The organism is Arsenicicoccus bolidensis DSM 15745 (genome assembly GCF_000426385.1).
In the GTDB taxonomy this organism is placed as follows: Bacteria; Actinomycetota; Actinomycetes; order Actinomycetales; family Dermatophilaceae; genus Arsenicicoccus; species Arsenicicoccus bolidensis.
The window spans coordinates 22,913-41,596 of the sequence record NZ_AUFG01000017.1 but is presented as its reverse complement, the minus strand read 5'-3'; the positions used below and the strand labels follow the sequence as shown (position 1 = coordinate 41,596).

The 18,684-nt window shown below is 73.2% G+C and carries 13 protein-coding genes and 2 tRNA genes; 6 read left to right on the top strand and 9 right to left on the bottom strand.

Going from position 1 to position 18,684, the window contains the following annotated elements; translation table 11 throughout:
- Positions 1-24: 24 nt before the first annotated feature.
- Together K313_RS0110865 and K313_RS0110860 are read right to left on the bottom strand one after the other, a co-directional pair.
- Positions 25-1,680, bottom strand: a complete 1,656-nt coding sequence (locus tag K313_RS0110865; RefSeq protein WP_029211642.1) for a GTPase — start codon at positions 1,678-1,680, stop codon at positions 25-27.
- Complete coding sequence (locus tag K313_RS0110860; RefSeq protein WP_240483971.1) at positions 1,677-3,431, bottom strand: dynamin family protein; 1,755 nt, start codon at positions 3,429-3,431, stop codon at positions 1,677-1,679. Before K313_RS0110860 ends, K313_RS0110865 begins: the two co-directional genes overlap by 4 nt.
- Before the next feature lie 203 nt (positions 3,432-3,634).
- On the opposite strand from K313_RS0110860, the gene K313_RS0110855 reads away from it, so the two are divergent.
- Together K313_RS0110855 and K313_RS0110850 are read left to right on the top strand one after the other, a co-directional pair.
- Positions 3,635-4,576: a DUF929 family protein gene (locus tag K313_RS0110855; protein ID WP_029211640.1), complete on the top strand. Its 942-nt coding sequence runs from the start codon at positions 3,635-3,637 to the stop codon at positions 4,574-4,576.
- Positions 4,573-5,013 (top strand): vitamin K epoxide reductase family protein, encoded by a 441-nt coding sequence (locus K313_RS0110850; protein WP_029211639.1) that lies wholly within the window; start codon positions 4,573-4,575, stop codon positions 5,011-5,013. Before K313_RS0110855 ends, K313_RS0110850 begins: the two co-directional genes overlap by 4 nt.
- A 136-nt stretch (positions 5,014-5,149) precedes the next feature.
- Here K313_RS0110850 and K313_RS0110845 read toward each other — a convergent pair whose 3' ends face one another.
- The gene (locus tag K313_RS0110845) at positions 5,150-7,000 is read right to left on the bottom strand and encodes a bifunctional metallophosphatase/5'-nucleotidase (RefSeq protein ID WP_029211638.1); all 1,851 of its coding nucleotides are present in this window, start codon (positions 6,998-7,000) and stop codon (positions 5,150-5,152) included.
- 385 nt (positions 7,001-7,385) lie between these two features.
- Between K313_RS0110845 and K313_RS0110840 the strand changes: the two genes are divergently transcribed.
- The gene (locus K313_RS0110840) at positions 7,386-8,273 is read left to right on the top strand and encodes an antirestriction protein ArdA (protein ID WP_029211637.1); all 888 of its coding nucleotides are present in this window, start codon (positions 7,386-7,388) and stop codon (positions 8,271-8,273) included.
- Between the two features lie 2 nt (positions 8,274-8,275).
- Here the strand turns inward: K313_RS0110840 and K313_RS0110835 are convergent.
- A tRNA-Arg gene (locus K313_RS0110835) sits at positions 8,276-8,348 on the bottom strand.
- Between the two features lie 70 nt (positions 8,349-8,418).
- Between K313_RS0110835 and K313_RS0110830 the strand changes: the two genes are divergently transcribed.
- Positions 8,419-9,135: a 4'-phosphopantetheinyl transferase family protein gene (locus K313_RS0110830; RefSeq protein WP_029211636.1), complete on the top strand. Its 717-nt coding sequence runs from the start codon at positions 8,419-8,421 to the stop codon at positions 9,133-9,135.
- Positions 9,136-9,353: 218 nt separating this feature from the next.
- Here the strand turns inward: K313_RS0110830 and K313_RS0110825 are convergent, their stop codons facing one another.
- Genes K313_RS0110825 through K313_RS0110815 form a run of 3 tightly spaced genes read right to left on the bottom strand, consistent with a single transcriptional unit; the run spans position 9,354 to position 15,784 of the window.
- Complete coding sequence (locus tag K313_RS0110825; RefSeq protein WP_029211635.1) at positions 9,354-10,697, bottom strand: M1 family metallopeptidase; 1,344 nt, start codon at positions 10,695-10,697, stop codon at positions 9,354-9,356.
- Positions 10,694-14,572 carry a Pls/PosA family non-ribosomal peptide synthetase gene (locus tag K313_RS0110820; protein ID WP_029211634.1) on the bottom strand — a complete coding sequence of 1,293 codons (3,879 nt, stop codon included), beginning with the start codon at positions 14,570-14,572 and terminating at the stop codon, positions 10,694-10,696. Before K313_RS0110820 ends, K313_RS0110825 begins: the two co-directional genes overlap by 4 nt.
- A 54-nt stretch (positions 14,573-14,626) precedes the next feature.
- Entirely contained in the window at positions 14,627-15,784 is a 1,158-nt protein-coding gene (locus K313_RS0110815; protein ID WP_156911331.1) for a PrsW family intramembrane metalloprotease, read from the bottom strand.
- A gap of 44 nt (positions 15,785-15,828) precedes the next feature.
- Between K313_RS0110815 and orn the strand changes: the two genes are divergently transcribed.
- Together orn and K313_RS0110805 are read left to right on the top strand one after the other, a co-directional pair.
- The gene (gene orn, locus K313_RS0110810; RefSeq protein ID WP_276203034.1) at positions 15,829-16,467 is read left to right on the top strand and encodes an oligoribonuclease; all 639 of its coding nucleotides are present in this window, start codon (positions 15,829-15,831) and stop codon (positions 16,465-16,467) included.
- A 101-nt stretch (positions 16,468-16,568) separates the two neighbouring features.
- Positions 16,569-16,644: transfer RNA gene (locus K313_RS0110805), tRNA-His, on the top strand.
- Between the two features lie 58 nt (positions 16,645-16,702).
- Here K313_RS0110805 and K313_RS0110800 read toward each other — a convergent pair.
- A complete protein-coding gene (locus tag K313_RS0110800; RefSeq protein ID WP_029211631.1) occupies positions 16,703-18,136 on the bottom strand; it encodes a thioesterase domain-containing protein in 1,434 nt (477 codons plus the stop codon).
- Positions 18,129-18,554, bottom strand: a complete 426-nt coding sequence (locus K313_RS0110795; RefSeq protein WP_156911329.1) for a hypothetical protein — start codon at positions 18,552-18,554, stop codon at positions 18,129-18,131. Before K313_RS0110795 ends, K313_RS0110800 begins: the two co-directional genes overlap by 8 nt.
- Positions 18,555-18,684: the final 130 nt, after the last annotated feature.

Sequence of the window (18,684 nt, the reverse complement as noted above, 5' to 3'; positions counted from 1 at the left end):
GGCCAACCGGTTGGCCGAGTACAGCTAGCTCTTGATCGCCTGGTCGAGCAGCTCGCGGGTGCGGGCGTGCCGGGCGAGCACCGCGTGCACCTCGCTGACCAGTCGCTCCTGCGCGACGTCGTGGATCGCCGCGTCGAAGCGCCGGCCTATGCCGTCGCGGCGGCGCCGGGCGCCGGCCCGGGCGATGGCCCGGCCGAGCGCCGCGAGCAGGAGCCCGAGCAGGATGCCACCGACCAGCATGAGCAGCGGGTACGGCAGGATCCCGACCGTGGGGGGCTCGGGCACCGGCAGCTGGGCCCAGCCGAGGCCCATCAGGACCAGCAGCCAGACCAGGCCCGCGACCGCGACGAGCGCGAACAACCACTGCAGCCCGTTGAACACGCTCCACCACAGCGGCCGTCGGGCCCGCAGCGGCACCTCGAGCACCGTCTGATCGAGGGAGTCGACCAGGTCGTTGTCCTCGGGGGCGGCGGCCCGGTGCACGGCGTCGGCCCAGCGGGTCGGCAGGCCCTCGGAGGCCACGTCGGCCAGGTGGCGGGTGGCCAGGTCCACCGAGGCGCGGGCGGCCGGGGTGGGCGGCGGCAGCGAGGACCGGCCGATGGTGCGGCGCACGTCGGTGGCCTGGATGCCCAGGTCGTTGTCCTCCTTGAGGCGCAGCCGCTTGAGCGGGTCGGGCCGCAGGGCGTGACCCCAGCGCGTGAACGGCCATCCGGTGGTCTGAGCGGCCTCGCGGCGGTAGTCCCGCTCGACCGCCTCGAGGACGACGGGCACGCCGGCCGCGCGTCCGAGGGCGGCGACCAGCTCGTCGGAGGGCCCGTCCGGGAGCTGCGGGTCGGTGGACCCCACCTCGTCGCGCAGCTCCTCCGCGGAGGCGCGCAGGTCACCCGTGAGCCGGCGCTCGGCGGCCGTGCGTGACGAGACCGCCTCCGCGAGCCGCTGCTGCAGGACGTCCAGGCCCATCCCGGTGCGGGCCGACGTGGGGATCACCTCGGCCGACGGGATCCCGTCGTCCGCGAGGATGCGGCCCAGGTCGGCGGTGCACTGCTCCACCCCCTCGGGCGACAGCCGGTCGGCGTGGTTGAGCACGACCACGGTGACCGCGTCGTGCTCCGAGAGCACCTGGATGTAGTCGTCGTGCAGGCGGGCGTCGGCATACTTCTGGGGGTCCGTGACCCACACGAAGACGTCGACCAGCTGCAGGACGCGGTCGGCCTCGGCCCGGTGCGACTGGGTGCGCGAGTCGAAGTCCGGCAGGTCGAGCAGCACGAGCCCGTCGAGGTCGGCCGCGCGCCCGTGGACGGGGTCGGTGGCGACGCGGTGGCGGGCTCCGACGCCGAGCCAGTCGAGCAGCGGCGTCGCGGGGTCGTCGCCCCACACCGCGGCGCTGGCCGTCGAGGTCGTGGGCCGGCGGGCGCCGACCCGCGAGACGTCCTCGCCGACCAGGGCGTTGAAGGTCGACGACTTCCCCGAGCCGGTGGCGCCCGCGAGCGCCACGACCGTGTGCGACCCCACGAGGGCGGTGCGCTCGCGGGTCTGGTTGACGATCCGGCGGGCCGGCGCCACCGCCTGCTCGCTGAGCTCGGCGCCGCCGGTCTGCAGCGCCTCGGCGAGGATCCGCGCGCGCTCGGTAGCGGGGAGCGCGGTCTCCTCGGTCGTGCGACGTCGCAGGATGCTGGTCATCGGGCCGCCCTCACGCTCACGGCGGCCTGGGCCAGGTCGCTCGACTGGTTGGTGTCCACCGCGACGTCGTCGACCGCCTCGAGATAGCGGCGCTCCTCGTCGGCGTACAGCGCCTGGACCCGGTCCATCAGGTCCCGGCGAGCCTTGCGGGCCAGGTCGCGCACGGCCTGGTCGCCGAAGATCGCCTCCAGGATGCGCTGCCCGAGGACGGCGGAGCCCGCGGCGATCCCGCCCTCGGCGCCCGTGAGCCCGCTGGTGTGGGTGAAGACCACGAGCATCAGCACCACGGACAGCGCGTTGACGCCGTAGGCGAGGACGCGCGCGGTCGTGCGCTTGTCCTGGCCCTCCTCGCGGATCATCGCGAGCAGGTCGGACTGCCAGTCGCGGACCAGGCGGTCGACGCGGTCGGGCAGGTCGACGGAGGACATGCCGAGCCCCGTGCGGTGCGCCAGCAGGACCTCGCCGCCGGGCGCGTTGCGCCACTGGCGACGGACGTCGGAGGCGGCCCGGTCGGCCTGGGCCTGGATGAGGGAGGCGACACCGGACTGCAGCACCTCGCCGAGCTGGTCGGCGGGCTGGGGCTGGCCCTTGACCGCGGCGGTGATCCGGTCGCGGATCCGGCCGATGCCGGACTCGATGGTGCGCAGGAACTCGCCGGTGCCCACGAACTCCTGCCAGCGGGCGAGCACCTCGCCCCGCAGGAGGGTGCCGTCGCTGACCCCGAGCTCGACCCCCTCCAGGGCGTCGTCGTAGGCCCGGTCGGCCGCGCGTCGCAGCCCCGAGGCGGCCATCTGCTGGTCGTCGCTCGCCTCGACGAGCCCCGTGACGCGGCCCGAGAGCGAGTCGAGGGCGCCCGAAAGCGTGCGCCGGACGACCGTCTGGCGGGCCCCGGCGTCCTCCGCGAGGGTGGCCAGCCAGCGCCGCAGCGGACCCACCTCGCCCTCGGGCAGCAGGCCGCCCTCCTCGAGGACGGTCTCGCGGACCGTGAAGATGGGGGCGCCGTCCAGCCGCTGCTCGGCCAGCATCCGCGCAAGGTCCTCGCGAACCTCCACGACGGCCTCGTCGGGCACGCGGTCCAGCACGATCGCGACCGAGGTGCCGCGGTCCCCCGCCTCTCGCAGGAGGTCCCAGGGCACGGCGTCGGCATACCGGGCCGCCGTGGTCACGAAGAGCCACAGGTCGGCGGCGTTGAGCAGCTGCCGGGACAGCTCACGGTTGGCGGCGACCACGGAGTCGATGTCGGGGGCGTCGAGCAGGGCCAGCCCGGCGGGGAGGGAGTCGGAGGTCACCAGGCGGACCGAGCTCATGTCGTCGTCCACGGTGCCCTGGCTGTCGCTGCGGCCGGTGAGCCGGCCGAAGCGCGGCAGGACCTTGGTGGCGAACCACTCGCGGTCCGCCTCGTGGTGCACGAGGACGGGGGCCCGGGTCGTGGGCCGCAGCACGCCGCTGCGCGAGACCGTCTCGCGCACCACGGAGTTGACCAGGGTGGACTTGCCCGAGCCGGTGGACCCGCCGACGACGACCAGGAGCGGCGCGTCCAGCGCCGCCAGCCTCGGTATGACGTAGTCGTCGAGCTGGGTCACCAGGCTGGTGCGGGCGGCGCGAGCCTCGGCGGTGGAGGCCAGCTCGATCGGGAACTGCGCCCGCTCGACGACGGTCTTGAGGTGTGCCACGGCATCCGGCAGCCGGTCGTTGCCAGCAGGCGCCGGGCTGTCCACCATCTCCACGAGTCCCCCACGGGTTGCGATCACGGATCGTCACCACGGCACGACACGTTCGGGCCCTGGGCGTTGCGCACATTCTGACAGGAACCTCCCCGTTTCGTCGGGTCTTCGCCCTGACGAGTCCCTCCGGGGTTTCCCCTGGTGGGCTCGATACACTCCCCCGGAAGGCCGACGCGCGTGACGGACCGTGACCCGCCCGGCGTCCACACCCCACCCGTGCAGGAGCCCCCTTGTCCGCCAAGAAGAACCGCGCGAACAACGCCAAGCAGGCCGCCCGTCAGCGTGCCGCCGAGATCCGCGCCCAGCAGGAGGCGGCCGAGCGCAAGCGGCGGCTCCTCATCGCCGCCGTCACCTCCCTCGTGGTCCTCGCCATCATCGGCGCCATCGTGGCCGTGGCCGTGCTCAACAAGGACAAGCCCTCCCCCGCCGCCGCGGGTGCGGTCAAGCTCGACGCCGCCGCGCTCTCCGCGATCAACGACGTCCCGGCGACGGCCTTCGCCGCCGCGGGCGTGAGCGACCAGATCACGAACGGACCGAAGCGGGTCAAGGACGCGCCCGCCGCCACCCGCGAGGGCAAGCCGCAGGTGCTGTACGTCGGTGCGGAGTACTGCCCGTACTGCGCCGGGCTGCGCTGGTCCACGGCGGTGGCCCTCGGGCGCTTCGGCCAGTGGACCTCCCTCACGGAGAGCAAGTCCATCCAGGAGTCCGGCCTCGACCCGCTGTCGACCGTGTCCTTCAGCCAGCAGAACCACGGCGCTGCGTACACGAGCGACACCCTGGCGTTCAACGGCTACGAGACGACCACCTCCGAGCAGCGCAACGGTCAGTACGTCAAGCTCGACACCCTGGAGGGCGAGGACGACGCGACCTTCAAGAAGTACGACTTCCCGCCCTACGTGCAGGGCAGCGGTGGCTCCATCCCGTTCCTGTCGATCGGGGGCAAGACCTTCCAGTCCGGCGGCATCTTCGACGTCCGCGTCCTCGAGGGCAAGACCACCCAGCAGATCGCGACCGCGCTCAAGGACCCGCAGGACGAGACGACCAAGCAGATCCTCTCCGGCGCCAACGTCATCACGGCCGCCATCTGCGAGCAGACCGGCAACAAGCCCGCCGACGTCTGCTCCTCCGCCCCTGTCAAGGCGGGTGCCGCCAAGATCCAGGACCACCAGTGACGTCCGGTCTGCCCGGCTGGCTGCGCTCGGGAGCGCTGCTGCTGTCGCTGGTGGGTCTGCTCGCGTCGGCCTACCTGACCTACGAGCACTTCACCGCGAGCGCGACGCTCGCCTGCCCCGAGGGCGAGGTGCTCAACTGCGCCAAGGTGACCGAGAGCCAGTACGCGACCTTCCTCGGCCTGCCCGTGGCGCTCGTCGGTCTCGCCTACTTCGTCGTCGTGACGCTGCTCTGCCTGCCGGCCGCGTGGCGTCGTGCCGACCTCGACCTGCCGCGCCTCGTCCTGCTGGGGGTCGGTGTCCTGATGGTCTTCTACCTCGTATGGGCCGAGCTGTTCGGGATCGGGGCGATCTGCCTGTGGTGCACCGTGATCCACGTCGCGACGGTCCTGCTGTTCATCCTGCTCGTCTTCGGCCGGGCGCTGGCGCCGCGCCGCTGAGGCAGGCCGCTGAGGCACGCCGCTGAGGCACGCCGCTGCGCCCACCGAGCAGCGAGGCGCCCCGCCCCCGGTGAGCCCGGGAGCGGGGCGCCTCGTCATACGGCAGGGACGACGAGAACGACCTGCCCGTGCATCGTCAGCGCAGGACGATGCGGTCCAGCGGGCCCGGGGTGTAGGGCGAGCTCGCGGCGAGGTAGGCCGCGAAGCCGTCGATGTCCAGGCCGCCGATGAGCTTGCCCGTCGCCTCCTTGAAGACCGGGAAGCCGTCGCCACCGTCCGACAGGAAGTTGTTGGTCACGATGCGGTAGGTCTGGCTCGCGCCGTTGGCGACCGGCTGGCCGCCGATGGTGACATTGCTGATCGCCCCCGCCGCGGTCCGCTCGTAGCGGAAGCCCTTGCTGACCTGCAGCACCTTGGGGAAGGACGCGTTGGTGCCCGTGAACTGCTGGCCGAGCAGGGTGTAGATCTGCGCGCCCGTCATGTCCATCGAGACCAGGTAGTTGTTGAACGGCTGGACCTGGAAGGCCTCCTCGTAGGTCACCACGCCGTCGCCCTCGGCGCCCGACGCCTTGTAGGTGAGGTCGGTGCGGATGCCGCCGGGGTTCATGAAGGCGACGACCGGCTTGACGCCGTTGCTGACCACCGACGGGTCGGCGAGCTGGGCGTCGGCGATGAGGTCCCCGAGCGCCGACTCGCCGGCGGGGTTCTGCGTCCTGGTGACGTCCGTGGTGATGCGGCCGAGCACCTTGCTCGCGATGGGCTTGACCAGCTCCTTGTACTTCGCGATCAGGGAGCTGACCGCGGGGTCCGGCGTGACGGTGCGGGTGACGATGCGGTTGTCGACCCGGACCGAGCTGCGCACGATGTCACGGGACTTCGTGTCGTACTTCATCCGGGCGTCGGTCACGAGCCGGCCGAAGGACAGCGCCGAGGTCACGTAGCGCGGCCGGCCGTCCGGGTCGGGCACGTCGCACACGTAGGACTGGTGCGTGTGCCCGGTCATGACGAGGTCGATCTTGGGCGAGAGGGTGCGGGCGATCGGCAGGATGTCGCTGTTGGGGTCGAGCTCGCCGCCCTTGCCGCAGACGGCGTCGTAGGCCGGGTTGACGGGGTAGGTCTTGCCGTCGGGGGCCTTCCACTGCTGCTGCTTGAGCGAGCCGCCCTGGTGCACCATCGCGACGATCGCCTTGACGCCCTTGCGCTGCAGGTCGCGGGCCGCGGCGTTCATCGTCGACACCTCGTCGCGGAACTCGAGACCGGCCACGCCGGCCTGGGTGACGATGTTGGGGGTGTCCTTGAGCACGGCGCCGACGAAGCCGACCTTGACGCCGCCGACCTCCTTGATCGTGTAGGCCGGCAGGACGGTGCGGTTGGTGCCCTTGTAGAACACGTTGGCCGCGACCATCGGGTAGTCCGCGCCCTCGAAATCGCCGGCGGCGCAGGAGTTCTGGTTGTCCTTGCCGTCGCCGTCGTCGAGGCAGCCGCCCTTGATCAGGCGCAGCATCTCGCGGTAGCCCTCGTCGAACTCGTGGTTGCCGATGGTCCCCACGCCGACGCCCATGAGGTTCATGGCCTCGATGGTCGGCTCGTCGTGGAACGCGGCGGACAGCAGCGGGGAGGCGCCGACCTGGTCGCCCATCGCGGCGGTGATCGTGCGGGTCTGGCCCTCGCGCAGGGTCTTGAGGTGGGTGGCGAGGTATGCCGACCCGCCGGCGTCGACCGTGACGTCGACCGGCTTGCCGGTGGTGGGGTCGAGGCGGTGGTCCACGACGACCCGGCCGCTGGAGCCCGTCGGGCCCTCGAGGTTGCCGTGGAAGTCGTTGAAGCCGAGGATCTGCAGGTCGACCAGCTTGTCCTTGCCGGGCTTCTTGCCCTTGGCGTCGGCTCCGCCCTGGTCGGCGGGCGCCGCGGCGGCGGTGGTGGCGGACGCGGCCAGCACCAGCCCCGCGAGGGCGGCGGCGGCACGCGTGGTGCGCACTCGAGACATGTCACTCCCAGTGGACGGCACGCTCTCGTCGTCGGGAGCGTGCAGGTGGTCCGGCCCCTGGGGTGGGGGCCGGCGAGATGAACGCTAGCCTCGGCCTCCGACAGACCGTCAAGACCGCCACCGGGTGACATCGCGGCATCGGCCCGGTGAACAGGGTGCCGGGCCGCCCGTGGAGCCGCCACCGTCGGTCACCCTGCGTGATCCGTGCGCGCCGACCGGGCGGTCATCGTCGGACAAATGCCTCTCCTTTCCGCAGGTGCGGGGACCGCGACGACCGGGGGCCCCTACGGTCGTTGACGGACCAGACAGCAGGGGCGACCGGCGCCCTGCCGGAGGCGCGAGACCAGCGCCAGAGCAGCACGAGATCACAGAGACGGAGGCGAGGATGTCGGGCACCCCCCTCAGCGACAGCTACCGACACCGCCCCCAGCCGCTCCCCGAGGACGTCGCCGAGCTCAGCTGGATGCGCGAGCACCGCCGCACGGCCGCGTGGACCGACGCCGCCCTCGAGTCGGACCTGGCCGTCCACGGTCGTCCCGGTGCCGCCCTGTGCCACGTGATCGGTGAGCACCTGGAGCCGGAGGCAGAGTCTCCGCTCGGCGAGTTCGTGATCTACGACATCCTCGACCCGCACGCCGTCCTCGACCAGCTCCCCACCCTGCGCCCCTGCGGCCACGCCAGCTGGACCGAGGCCCTGCGGGGCTTCTGCGCGTCGGCGATCCGGGTCGGCTGGGTCGGGCGGGAGGCCGAGCGTCAACCTCGCCCCATGCTCTACGTCGCCCGGTCCGGGTGCAGCGTCGGCGAGTGGATCGACATGACCCGCCCCGAGCGCCAGGTCGAGCAGGCGCTCGGCTCGCTGCCCGGCGACCCCGCCGACACCCAGTGGCAGGTCCACGGCCGGATGGGTTTCTACCACGTCTATCCGATGGCGCAGCCGGAGCTGTGGACCATGAACGCCGTCGCGCAGGGCATCGACCGGCACGGCGAGGCCTACGCGGCCTACGCCGAGATGACCTTCCAGCAGGGCATGTCCGAGCACGACTTCGAGGCGCGGTATCGCGGGCACGTCGCCACGCTGGAGGAGTTCGTCTTCGACCAGGCCGAGTCCCGCGGGTGGCTCGCCGCCCTGGCGACCCTCAACCGGGTCGACGGGCTGGCCGGCGCCGTGTCCCTGGACATGAGCATGCTGACGCGCCAGGTCTTCTCGTCGGGCTACTCCTACGAGCCCGGCACCGACGGCTATCACGTGTTCGGTCCGCCGGACCTGTCCTGAAGCGCCCCCAGCAGGACTCGAACCTGCAACCGTCGGATTAGAAGGCCGATGCTCTATCCGTTGAGCTATGGGGGCCGGCCATCCAGTCTAGTGGCCGGTCGCGCCGCTGCCTGCACCCCGTGACCTGCGGTGCGACGATGACGCCATGATCACCGGGGACGTCGAGGTCCACCTGGCCCATGTGGTCGACATACCCGCGCTGCGCGGGCTGCTCGACGACGACGAGCTGCGCCGACTGGACGGGCTGCACCGGCCGGCGGACCGCGCTCGGCTCGTCACCTCGCACGCCCTCCTGCGCCTCGCCTTGGCCTCCCGCTGCGGCGTCGACGCCCTGGAGGTCGTGCTCGAGCGCCGTTGCCCCACCTGCGGATCCACCGAGCACGGCAAGGTGCTCGCCCCGGACCTGGACCAGCACGTCAGCCTCGGCCACGCCGGCGACCTCGTCGTGGTGGCCCTCTCCCCCACCGCCCCGGTCGGCGTGGACGTGGAGGTCGAGTCCGCCTGCGGCTTCGAGGGATTCGCCGAGGTGTCCCTGCACCCTGCCGAGGTCGAGGAGCTGGCGGAGGTGTCGGAGCGCGACGCCGACTGGGCGCGGGCGACCTGGTGGGTCCGCAAGGAGGCCGCCCTCAAGGCGACCGGCCACGGCATGACGATCGACCCGACGAGCGTGCGCGTGACCCCACCGACGGAGGAGCCGGCCCTGCTGGCCTGGCCCGAGTCTCCCTCCCCCACGGTGCATCTCGCGGACCTGAGGGTGCCAGGATCGTATGCCGCGGCCGTGGCCCTGCACGACGTGGACGACCGGGTCGCGGCGATCGACGTCACCCAGCTCGACGGCGACGAGCTCCTCCGCGTCGACTAGCTGCGCCCGTCCAACCTCCGTGCGATGGCAGCCGTGACAGGCGCAGGCCGCCGTCGAGGTGCCACCCGCCCCAGCGGCGGGCACACGTGCTGCACATAGGGAGGGCAGTCGGGATCCACCTGTTGCGGCACAACGGGACTCACGTGAGAGACCGACCAGAGTGCAGCAGTTGTGCACACGCCGGCGAGTCGGCCGGACCCAGCCGACCGGCAGCAGCGTCAGCGGCGAGGGAGCTCAGGCAGGGTCGGCTGCTCGAGCCACGCCTTGAGCAGCGAGCGGGCGGTCGCTCCGCCATACCGCTGGGCGTGGGTCACGAACATGTCGGTGGTGACGACGGAGTGCAGGTGGTCGGCCACCCAGGACTGCACCAGCTCGCCGAAGACGCTGTCCCCCACCGTGATCCGCAGCGCGTGCAGGGTCAGGGCGCCGCGCTTGTAGACGCGGTCGTCGAACATGTCGCGCGCCCCCGGGTCGGCGAGGACCAGGTCCTGCGGCTGACGCTTGAGGGACGCGTGCCAGCGGCGGGCGTGGGCGTCGGTGGACTGACCGCCGGCGTGCGGCGACCACAGCCACTCGGCGTAGCAGGCGAAGCCCTCGTTGAGCCAGATGTGCTGCCAGGTCGCCACCCCCACGGCGTTGCCGAACCACTGGTGCGCGAGCTCGTGCGCCACCAGCCGCTCCTCGGACCGGCGCCCGGTGCAGTAGTTGGCCCCGAACGTCGAGAACCCCTGCGACTCCAGCGGGATCTCGAGCGGGTCGTCCGTCACGACCACGTCGTAGGCGGGGAACGGGTAGGGCCCGAAGAGCTCGGTGAACACGGCCATCATCTGCGGCTGGCGCCCGAAGTCGTGCAGCGCCTCGGCCTTGAGCCGTGGCGGGACGTGCAGGGTCTGCGGGACGTCGGGGGCGTCGGCGATGCGCGCGGCGGTGTAGGCACCGATCTGCACGCTCGCGAGGTAGGGCGCCATCGGCTCGCGCTGCTCGTAGGTCCAGCTGGTCCGTGAGCCCCGCACGACCCGCTGCACCAGCACGCCGTTGGTGACGACGGTGTATGGCGAGTCGCAGGTCACCGTCGTCGCGTAGGTCGACTTGATGCCGGGGTGGTCGTTGCAGGGGAACCACGTGGGCGCGCCGTCGGGCTGGCCGGCGACGAGCACGCCCTCGGTCAGCTCCTCCCAGCCGACCTCGCCCCAGAGGCCGCGGCTCGGGCGCGGGTTGCCCGACCACTGCACCTCGACCACGAGCGCCGCCCCGGCAGCGACCTGACCCGGGAGCGTGACGGTGAGCCGGGCCGCGCGGTGGGCGTAGCGGGCTCGCTTGCCGTCCACCAGGACCTTGGCGACCGCCAGCGGGCCGGCGAGGTCGAGGGCCAGCCGGTCGATGCGGCGGGTGGTGCGCACGTGGATGCGGGCGCGCCCGGCCAGGCGGTTGCTCACCACGCGGTAGTCGAGCTCCAGGTCGTAGTGGGCGACGGTGTAGCTCGTGTCGCCGTGCGCCGGGACGTAGGGGTCGGGCTCGAGCTCGGCCGAGGTGCGCGGGCGCGGCAGGGCGGGGGGCCTCATGCGGAGCCCGCCCACGGCGCGATCGGGTTGCCGATCCAGCGGGTGCCGGCCGGCACCTGCTCGCCGCGCAGCACGAGGGACGCGGGGCCGACGGTCGTGGACTCGCCGAGGCCCGCGGCGGGCAGGATCACGCCGTGCGGGCCCATGGTGGCGCCGGCGTCGAGGGTGACGGTGTCCATCTGCATGATCCGATCATGGAAGAGGTGGGTCTGCAGGACGCATCCACGGTTGACGCTCACCCCGTCTCGCAGGGTGACCAGGTCGGCCTCCGGCAGCCAGTAGCTCTCGCACCAGACGCCGTGACCGATCCTGGCCCCGAGGGCGCGCAGCCAGACGTTGAGGACCGGCGTGCCGGTCGCGGCCCAGGCGAGCCAGGGCGCGGCCACCATCTCGACGAAGGTGTCGACGACCTCGTTGCGCCACACGAAGGTGCTCCACAGCGGGTGCTCCACGACGCGCAGCCGGCCGACCAGCAGCCACTTGACCGCGACGGTGATCGCACCGGCCAGCACCCCGGTCAGCAGCAGGACGACGCCCGCGAGGAAGGCGGCGGCCCACCAGCCGACCTGCACCCACAGCCCCTCGAGGGTCGCCACCACCAGCACCGCGAGGGCGATCGTGCACATGACGGGTATGACGCGGCACAGCTCCACGAGGGCGCGGGCGACCTTGAGGCCGGTCGTCGGGTGATAGGTCCGCGAGACGTCGTGGTCGGTCGCCTGACGCTGCAGGCGCACGGGCGGGCTGCCGAGCCAGGACGAGCCGGACTTGGACTTGGCGGGGGCGGCGGACAGGACGGCGACGAGGCCGTTCTTGGGGACGCTGCGGCCGGGGGCGGCCATGCCGGAGTTGCCGAGGAAGGCCCGCTTGCCGACCTTGGCCCGCTCGATGTGGACCCAGCCACCGCCGAGCTCGTAGGACGCGATCATCGTGTCGTCGGCCAGGAAGGCACCCTCGCCGACGCGCGTCATGGCGGGCAGCAGCAGGACGGTCGAGGCCTCGACGTTCTTGCCGATGCGGGCGCCGAGGAGTCGAAGCCACACGGGCGTTAAGAGGCTCGCGTAGATCGGGAACAGCTGGGTGCGGGCGCTGTCGAGGAGTCGCTCGGTGGCCCACACCTGCCAGCCGATGCGGGACCGGACGGGGTGGTAGCCGGGGCGCAGCCCCAGACCCAGCAGCCGCACGCAGACCAGCGTCAGCAGCATGAGGGTGAGCATCGCGACCACGGTGGCCGGTGGCGTCCACACGAGGGCCCGCAGCAGGGCCTCGGACAGCGTCGGCGCGTCGTGGACGGCCCAGAGCACCAGCGCGGCGGCCGGCACGACGGCGAGGGTGGGGACGAGGCCGAGCAGGACCGAGCTCACGGCATACGCCGTCAGCCAGGCACGCGACTGGGCCGGACGCTCGGTGGGCCAGGTCGGGCGCGCCCGGCCGACCTTGGTGGCGGGCGAGCCCGCCCACAGCTCGCCGTCGGGCACGACCCCGGTGACATAGGACCCGGGCAGCACCTCCGCGTCGCGGCCCACGACTGCGCCGGGCCCGAGGGTGGAACGGCCTCCGACGACCGCGCCAGGGCGAACCGTGACCTGCCCGACGTGCAGGACGTCACCGTCGAGCCAGTGCCCGGCGAGATCGACCTCGGGCTCGATCGAGGCACCGCGACCGAGCGACAGGAGGCCGGTGATGGGAGGCAGGGTGTGCAGGTCGGCGTCGCGGCCGATCTTGGCGCCGAGGGCGCGGGCGTAGTAGACGATCCACGGCGCGCCGGCCATGGTCACCGCCCCGACGGCCTCGGCCAGCCGCTCGGCGGCCCACAGGCGCAGGTGCACCGAGCCGCCGCGGGGGTAGCTGCCGGGGCGGACTCCGCGCAGGAGCAGGCGGGCCCCGACGACCGTGATGCCCATCCGCCCGACGGGCGTCAGCAGCAGGAACCAGCCGAGCAGGATCGCCCACCACGGGGCGGTGGGCGCCCAGGGGATGTCCCAGACCAGGGCGGCGACGGAGTTGGCGGCGGCGACCCCCACCAGCCACTGCAGCCCCGTGACCGTCGACAGGGGTATGCCGAGAAGCAGCTGCACGAGCTGGGCCCGCCGGGGCACGGGGGTCACGGTGCGCGGTGGGGTGTCGTCGGCGCGCAGGCGCGCCGCCATGACGTCGAGGTAGGACGCCTGGTCCGCGAGGCGCGGGTGGGCGTAGGCGTCGGCGACCGTCATCTCGGGGTGGGTCGAGCGCAGGACCGAGACCAGCTGAGCGGTGGTGAGGCTGGACCCGCCGAGGCCGAAGAAGTCGTCGTCCGGGCTGGTCACGGGTGAGCCGAGCACCGAGGACCACTGCTCGGCGAGCCAGGCCGTGGTGCCGGTCAGCTCGCTCGTGCCACCCGGAGCGCCCGGGGCGCTCGGCGCGAGGTCGGGCAGCGGCCAGGGCAGGGCGTCCCGGTCGACCTTGCCGGAGGTCTTGGTGGGGAGGGTGTCGACGACGGCGATGAGGGGCACCAGCGCGGCGGGCAGGACGCTCGCGAGCTCGCTGCGGGCCTGGGCGCGGTCGAAGCCGTCGGGGTCGTTCGGCACGACGTAGCCGACGAGGATCTGGTTGCCCGCGTCGGTGGTGCGGACCGCGGCGGCGGCGCCGGCCACCTCGGGCAGCGCCTGCAGGGCCGCGTCGACCTCGCCGAGCTCGATGCGGCGGCCCCCGAGCTTGACCTGCTCGTCGGCGCGCCCCATGAAGGTCAGGCCGTCGGGCTCGTAGCGGACGAGGTCGCCCGAGCGGTAGGCGCGGTCCCAGCCGAGCAGGGGCAGGGGGGCGTACTTCTCGGCGTCCTTGGCCGGGTCGAGGTAGCGGGCCAGGCCGACGCCGCCGATGATCAGCTCGCCGACCTCGCCCTCGGCGACCAGCTCGCCGTCCCTGACGATCGCGAGCTGCCAGCCGTCGAGGGGCAGGCCGATCGAGACGGCACCCTCGCCGGTCATCCGCGCACCGCACGCGACGACCGTGGCCTCGGTGGGACCGTAGGTGTTCCACACCTCACGGCCGGGGCGCACCCGCCGCTCGGCCAGCTCGGGCGGGCAGGCCTCGCCGCCGAAGATGAGCAGCCGCACGGCGTCCAGGCTCGCGGCGGGCCACAGCGCCGCGAGCGTCGGGACCGTCGAGACGATGGTGATCCCGCGCTCGACGAGCCAGGGGCCGAGGTCCATGCCCGTGCGGACGAGGGCACGCGGTGCGGGCACGAGGCAGGCGCCGTGGCCCCACGCGAGCCACATCTCCTCGCAGCTGGCGTCGAAGGCGACGGACAGGCCGGCGAGGACCCGGTCGCCCGGGCCCTGGGGTGCGTCCTGGAGGAACATGCGTCCCTCCGCGTCGACGAAGGCCGCCGCGCTGCGGTGGGTCACCGCCACGCCCTTGGGGGTGCCGGTGGACCCGGAGGTGAAGATCACCCACGCGTCGTCGTCCGGCGTGGGACGTCCGCGCTGGTCGGCGGGCCGGTCGGCCTCGAGGTCGAGCAGCTGCAGCCGCAGGCCCGCGCCGACCACCGCGACCGCCCCCGCCTCGGAGAAGACGAGCTCGGCCCGCTCGATCGGGTCGTCGGCGTCGACCGGGACGTAGGCCGCCCCGGCGAGCAGGATTGCCACGATCGCGACGTAGAGGTCGCAGGTGCCCGACGGGACGCGCACCCCGACCTTGTCGCCGCGGCGCACTCCCTCGTCGCGCAGCCGGTCGGCGAGCCGGGAGGCGGCGGTGCGCAGCTCGGCATACGACAGGACCGTCGTGCCGTCGTCCAGGGCCGGTGCGTCGGGGTGGTCCCGGACGACCTCGTCGACGAGGTCGACCAGGGTGCGCTCGGGCGGCGTGCTGCCGCCGATCAGCTGTGCCGTTGCCACGTATGACGTCCCTGCTCTGCTCCCTGACCGCGACGCGGACCGACGGCCCAGACCTTACAGGGCGCGCGAGCCGACGAACTGCGACCGACACTCCATCATGGTGGCCAGCAGGTGACGTTCCAGTGCGAGCACGCCGTCGTCGACGTCGCCGAGCCCCATGCGGTGCCGGAGCATCGCGAGGTCGCTGGCCGCGTCCTGGAACCGGTCCATGGCCGCCTGGCTGCGGCGGCCCCCGATGCCGCGCGCCCACTCCCGGGCCTGGCGCCGCGCCGGAACGGAGGAGAGCATGGCGACCTCCGTCGGGGCCAGCCACCCGGCCCTGGCGTAGCGCGTCAGCTCGACCGAGATGATCCGTGCCTCCCGGCGCCGGGCCCACACGGCCAGGGCCACGAACGCCGCGAAGAAGGGCACCTGCAGGAGGACATAACCCGTGAGGAAGCCCTCGAGACCGGCCACGGCGGAGAGGTTCCAGGCGGCGTGCAGCGCCACCGCGACGGCCCACCCGACCACCGGCGCGACCAGGCGCAGGGGGCCGCGCCTGCGGTAGACCGCGACCCCGATCCCCACCCCCGTGCAGCACGTGAAGATCGGGTGCGCGAACGGGCCGACGACGCCTCGCAGGACGAACGTCGCGACGAGGCCCGCGCCTCCCGCCTCGTTGAAGGCGCGGCCGAGGTAGAGGATGTTCTCGCCGAAGGCGAACCCGCCCGCGACCAGGCCGGCGTAGACGAGTCCGTCCACCACGCCGTCGAACTCGCGCCGCTGCAGCCACAGGATGACGAGCAGCCCGAGTCCCTTGGCGCTCTCCTCCACGACGGGGGCCACCACCACGGCACCCAGCGACGTCGGGTCGGTGCCGGTGGCCCCGGCGATGATCGCCATGGTCCCCGTGTTGGCGACGAGGGCGACCGCCGTGGCGACCACCGCTCCCCAGGCGAAGGCCAGGACCAGCATGCGCCGCGGCTCGCTCTCGAGCCGGTCGATCCACAGGAACGCCGGCACGACCACCCCCAGCGGGAGCGCGGCGAACACCAGGCCCAGCAGCCCCGCCCCCACGCCGGTCGAGATGCCGACCGCGCCGAGCAGCACGAGCGAGCACAGCCCGAACCCGATCATCAGCAGGCCGACCATCAGCCAGCGACGGAGTGTCATCCGACGCGGTGGCACGGCCGCGGCCATGGACAGCGGGGGTCCCCCGGGCGACCGACTCATGCCTGCAGGCTAGCCGTCCAGGTGAGGTGGCTACAGTGGGGCGGGTGAGTAGCGCTGCCACCGACAAGGCCCTGACCGACCGGATCGTCTGGATCGACTGCGAGATGACCGGGCTGTCGCTCGAGCACGACGCACTCATCGAGGTGGCCGCCCTGGTGACCGACTTCGAGCTCAACCAGCTCGGTGAGGGCGTCGACGTGATCATCCGCCCCGGGCAGGCCGCCCTGGACCAGATGAACGACTTCGTGCGCGAGATGCACACCACGAGCGGGCTGCTCGTCGAGCTCGACTCGGGCCTGACGATGGCCGAGGCCCAGACGCGGGTCCTGGACTACGTCCGCGAGTGGGTGCCCGAGCCGGGCAAGGCCCCCCTCGGCGGCAACACCGTCGCCACCGACCGCGGCTTCCTCGCCCGGGACATGGTCGAGCTGGAGTCCTACCTGCACTACCGGATCATCGACGTCTCCTCCATCAAGGAGCTGTCCCGCCGGTGGTACCCGCGGGCCTACTTCAGCTCCCCCAAGAAGGTCGGCGGCCACCGTGCCCTGGCCGACATCACCGAGTCCATCGCGGAGCTGCGCTACTACCGCGAGGCGGTGTTCGTGCCCCAGCCGGGCCCGACGACCGATCAGGCGCGCGGCATCGCGGCGAAGTACGAGGGCGGCGGCTCCGCGCAGGGCTGAGCTCCCGGCTCCGCCCGTGCGGAACGTGGTCGGAAGCACGCCAGATCCACGGTAGTATGGTCCGCGCTGCTCGACGCGGGTGACCGTGGTCGAGGTGCATGGTGGGTGTAGCTCAGCTGGTAGAGCACCTGGTTGTGGTCCAGGTGGCCGCGGGTTCAAGTCCCGTCACTCACCCCAGTCAGCGAGAGGCCCCAGATCGTCCTGATCCGGGGCCTCTCGCACGTCTTGAGACCCCTCAGCGTCCGCGGTCGGCGGTGATGCGGACGTGGACGGTCTCCATCGAGGCCGAGGTGCCGCCCGAGGTGAGGACGCCCGCGTCGCGCATCTCGGTGACCACGCGAGCCAGCGACGGGTCGGTCGCCGCGAGGTCGTCGGCCTCGTCCGCTGCGCGGGCGTAGGTCCGCAGGTCGTGGTTGGGACCCGTCCCCTCCAGGCCGCTGTCGAACCGCACGGTCACCCGCCGGGCGCGGTCACCGTTGGGTCGACCGTCGAGCTTGGTGACGACGTCCCGGTCGCCGTCCAGGGCCAACGTGGTCACGCCACGCGGTTGCCGCAGGTGGGCGATCGGCGCCGCGACCGCGACGACGTGCGTCACGCGATAGCCCTGCCCCCGCAGCCGGTCGGCCGCCACGACCGCGGCCATCCCGCCCTGCGAGTGTCCCGCGAGCGCGATCGGCACGTCCTTGGGGACGCCCGAGGCGACGACCGCTGCCTCGACCCCTCGCGCGTAGGCCGTGGCGTCGCCGCCCAGGAGGCCCACGTTGCCGCCGAGGTCGCGAACCTGGTCGGTCTCGTCGCCGGGGAGGCTCCAGGCGTCGGTGCCGGGGACGTCGACGAGCACGGCCTGCCGCTCCACCCCATCCTGCCGGCTCGTGATCCGCCGCACCGCGATCGTGCCGTCCTCCCTCTCGTTGGTGGCGGCGAGGCCGCGCACGACATCGGCGGTCCGCGTCGGCGCGGACCCCACCGTCGCCGGCCCGGTCACCCCCACCACGGGCTCGCCGTCCACCCACAGCGGCGCCGCCGCGTGCGCGACCACGGCGACCGGGGCCCAGGACGCGTGCTCCCCCAGAACGTCCTCGCCCTGGCCGAGCCGGGCGCCGGCGACCCCTGGGGCCGCGAGCACGGCCGCTCCATTGATCCGGTGCTCCAGCTCCCCGGCGTGCGCCGCGGCCCAGCGGTCGGCCGCGTCCTGGGGGTCCAGCGGCTCCCCGGCCCGCATCACCTCCGCCGCATAGGCGTGCGCGACCGCGACGGACGCACCAGCCGGGTCGGTGAGGACGTCCTTGACGGACACGACCAGGCCCACCGCGTCGCCCGCGTCCCACAGGGCGACGTTGGCCGCCTCGGTCAGGTCGTAGCCGCTCGCCGCCGTCACGAGGGCGTTGCCGAGCACCCGGGCTCCACCTCCGACGACGATCGGAGAGTGGGGGCCGAGCGCCGACCGCTGCAACGCTGCGCCCGCCAGAAGCGCCGTGGCTGGCGCCAGCACGGCAGTCGCCTCGACCGCGAGGACCGCCCCCGCCAGGGCGCCCGCGACGCCGACCTCGTCGAGCTCGGCGCCCACGCCTCGGCACAGGACGCCCAGCATCAGGACGTCGTCAGCGACCACCCGTATGCCGCCGGCGCCACCGTCGATGCCCGTGATCCGCAGGGGCTCGTCACCCATGACGGCCCCCCAGGACCGCCAAGACCCCCGAGACCGCCGAGACCGACGAGACCGACGAGGCCGACGAGGCCGCCAAGCCTGCCGGGCCCGACACCTCGCCGCGCAGCGTCCGGCGGACCGCCTCGGCCCCCTGCTCGGCGGCCTCGCTCACAGCGGCCGTGGTCGAGACGAGCTCAGCCCAGGCGGCGGAGACCGCCATACCGTGGGCGCGGACCGCCACGGCAGCGTCGTGCACCTGCTCGGACCCCGCACGCAGGCCCGCGACGAGGTCGTCGACCCGGTCCCGGGCGGCCTGGGCGGCCGGGGACTGCCAGTCCACCACCGCGGCCGCCTGCGCGAGCCGCTCCGCCGCCCGCCCCATGCCCGCCGCGTGCTGCTCCAGCACCGCCGCGCACGCCACGACCTGACCACCGTCCATGCTCACCTCCGCCGCCGCGCCGTCCTCCCATGGACGGCCCTGGCGAGGATGCTAGGAAGGACCTGCACCACCCCGGGACGCACCCGCTCTGCCTGGGGACCACGCCGACCGGATCGCGACGACCTGTGGA